This window comes from Kutzneria sp. 744, assembly GCF_000568255.1.
Taxonomy (GTDB): Bacteria; Actinomycetota; Actinomycetes; order Mycobacteriales; family Pseudonocardiaceae; genus Kutzneria.
The window spans coordinates 8,495,038-8,497,499 of the sequence record NZ_KK037166.1 but is presented as its reverse complement, the minus strand read 5'-3'; the positions used below and the strand labels follow the sequence as shown (position 1 = coordinate 8,497,499).

The 2,462-nt window shown below is 72.7% G+C and carries 1 protein-coding gene and 1 pseudogene; both read right to left on the bottom strand.

Annotated features, from left to right (window positions below; all coding sequences use genetic code 11):
• Nucleotides 1-1,378: ribosome biogenesis GTPase Der (gene der / locus KUTG_RS39225; protein WP_043732167.1), on the bottom strand; the 1,378-nt coding region annotated here is incomplete at its 3' end.
• Between the two features lie 276 nt (nucleotides 1,379-1,654).
• A pseudogene (locus KUTG_RS66645) lies at nucleotides 1,655-2,440 on the bottom strand ((d)CMP kinase); the annotation flags it as partial.
• Between the last annotated feature and the right edge of the window lie 22 nt (nucleotides 2,441-2,462).

Here is a 2,462-nt window from a genome sequence, read left to right as displayed (position 1 = left end):
AGATCTGGATGGGCGTGCCGACGAAGCCGAACTGCTCGCGCAGCTTGCGCTCGATGAACCGGCGGTAGCCGGCCTCCAGGAAGCCGGTGGTGAACAGCACGATCGTCGGCGGCCGGGTCTGGGCCTGCGTCGCGAACAGCACCTTGGGCTGCTTGCCGCTGCGCACCGGCGGCGGCGTCGCGGCGATCAGATCGGACAGCCACGAGTTCAGCGCGCCGGTCGGGATGCGGGAGTCCCACGAGGTCAGCGCGGTGCGCAGGGCGGGGGCCAGCTTGCGCACCGAGCGGCCGGTGGCGGCGGAGACGTTGATCCGCTGCGCCCACGGCACCCGCACCAGGCCCCGCTCCAGCTCCTTCTCCAGCTGGTAGCGGCGGTCCTCGTCGACCAGGTCCCACTTGTTCATGGCCAGCACCAGCGCCTTGCCGGCCTCCACGACCATGGTCACGACGCGGAGGTCCTGCTCGGCGATCGGCTCGCTGGCGTCCAGCAGCACGATGGCGACCTCGGCCGCGTCGATGGCCGCCTTGGTGCGCAGCGAGGCGTAGTACTCGGTGCCGCTGGCGAAGTTGACCCGCTTGCGCAGGCCGGCCGTGTCGACGAAGCGCCACACCTCGTCGTCCAGCTCGACCAGCGAGTCCACCGGGTCGACGGTCGTGCCGGCGACCGAGTCGACCACCGCACGCTGCTCGCCGGACAGCCGGTTGAGCAGGCTGGACTTGCCCACGTTGGGCTTGCCGATCAGGGCCACCCGGCGCGGGCCGCCGATGCGCTCGACGTAGTCGTCACGCGGCGTCTCGGGCAGCGCCTCCAGGATGGCGTCGAGCAGGTCGCCCGAGCCGCGGCCGTGCAGACCGCTGACCGGATACGGCTGGCCCAGGCCCAGCGACCACAGCGAGGCCACGTCGGCGGTCAGCCGGTCGTCGTCGACCTTGTTGGCCACCAGCAGCACCGGCCGCTTCGACCGGCGCAGCACCTTGGCCACGGCCTCGTCGGTGGCGGTCGCGCCGACCGACGCGTCCACCACGACCATGATCGTGTCGGCGGTCTGCATCGCCATCTCGGCCTGCTGGGCCACGGACGCCTGCAACCCGCTGGCGTCCGGCTCCCAGCCGCCGGTGTCCACCACGGTGAACTTCCGGCCGCTCCACAGCGCGTCGTAGGCAACCCGGTCCCTGGTCACGCCGGGCGTGTCCTGCACGACCGCCTCGCGGCGGCCGAGGATCCGGTTGACCAGCGTCGACTTGCCCACGTTCGGCCGGCCGACCACGGCCAGCACCGGCTGCGGGACCGCGCCCGAATCGCCGTCGCCCTGCTCCGCACCGCCGTCGACGGCGGCCCACTCGGCCTCGTCGCTCCAGGTGCCGTCCAACTCACTCACGCCTCGTGCTCCTTGCTTGTGCTCGCCGCCGGGCGACCTGCCCGACGGCGATCCAGTTCGGCCACGAGGTCGGCCAGCTCGACCCGGACCCGCTCGGTGGCGGCGGTCAACGCGGCACGGCCCTTGTCGGCCGGAAGTTCGAACGGCTTGCCCACCAGCACGTCCACGGCGGGCCGGAACCGGCGCCGGGTGACGCCGGCGGTCGCTTCCCCCTCGGCAGGCCACCGGCAGCACCACCGCGCCCGACGTGCGGGCCAGCCAGGCGGCGCCGTTGTGGGCCTCGTCGACGTCACCCGCCCCACGAGTGCCCTCGGGGAAGATGCCGACCTGACCGCCCGCCCTGAGGATACGGACCGCCGTCATCAGCGGGGCCCGGTCGGGCTCACCGCGCTTGATCGAGATCTGGCCGATGCGCGGCAGCAGGAAGCCCAGCGGGCCCTTGAACATCTCGCTCTTGATCAGGAAGACCGGCCGCCGCGGCGAGGTCGCGAACAGCACCGGGCCGTCGACCATGGTGCTGTGGTTGGCGATCATCAGCACCGGGCCGGTGGCCGGCACGTTCTCGCGGCCGTGCACGCGCAGGCGGTAGAACGGCACGAAGATGAAGGTGCCCAGCCAGCGGGCGAATTCATGGAGCCAGGGTATGGAGCCTTCTGGCAGGTCAGTGTTCACGCGGCTCCCGGTCGGGACTGCCCGCAGGCCGCGGTCCTCGACCATGGACATGAGCTCCGCGAGCACACCCGGCAGGTCCAGGTCCGTGGTGTCCAGCTCGACGGCGTCGTCGGCGGCCCTGGCCGGGGACACCGCACGGGTCGAGTCGTACGTGTCGCGGCGGCGCACATCGGCCAGCGTCGCGTCCACGGTCGACTGCCGGCCCTGGGAGGCGTCCTGCCTGGTCCGGCGCTCGGCACGGGCCTGCGCCGACGCCGTCAGATACACCTTCAGGCCGGCGTCCGGGGCGACGGTGGTGCCGATGTCGCGGCCCTCGACCACGATGCCGCCGGCCTCGGCCAGCGCCGTCGCGATGATCGACCGCTGCTGGGCGACGAGCTGGGCCCGCACCTCGGGCACGGCCGACACCGGG